Source organism: Lysobacter sp. TAB13 (genome assembly GCF_052113885.1).
GTDB classification, from domain to species: Bacteria; Pseudomonadota; Gammaproteobacteria; order Xanthomonadales; family Xanthomonadaceae; genus Lysobacter; species Lysobacter gummosus.
In genome coordinates this window covers 1-368 of record NZ_JBFRDR010000373.1, presented here as the reverse complement: position 1 = coordinate 368, position 368 = coordinate 1, and the positions used below count along the sequence as shown (strand labels likewise).

Below are 368 nucleotides of genomic sequence, written 5' to 3'. Positions count from 1 at the left end.
CGCTGGAAAAGGTCGCGCAACCGCCAAGCAGCACGGCCATGCCTGCGACAAGGGCGAGGCGGGAAACCGACGGGAAGAGCGTGATCGACCGGAAGGAGATGGACGCAGGCATGGCCACAGTGATCGGTCCTTCGGTCATGGCTGCGGTCCAACGCGCCGATTGAGTTCACGCCAGTCCTTCGGCTCGGCCGGGCGCAGCACGGTGCTGCCGGCGGTGACGCTCTGATAGGCGAGGGCGGGGACCTTCACGCTCGGATCGGCCGGACGCGCGAGATAGTCAGGAAGGGGTTTGCCGGCGCAGGCGCCGAGCACGATCGCAAGGGTTGCGAGGAGGAGTGGTCTTGCAATCATTGCGATTCGGCGTCTCC

1 protein-coding gene is annotated in these 368 nt (G+C 66.3%); it reads right to left on the bottom strand.

Annotation, left to right across the window (positions count from 1 at the left end; genetic code table 11):
* Nucleotides 1-135: 135 nt before the first annotated feature.
* Nucleotides 136-368, bottom strand: a 233-nt coding sequence (locus AB4Y92_RS26585) for a hypothetical protein (RefSeq protein ID WP_441822346.1), incomplete at its 5' end; no start/stop codon positions are given.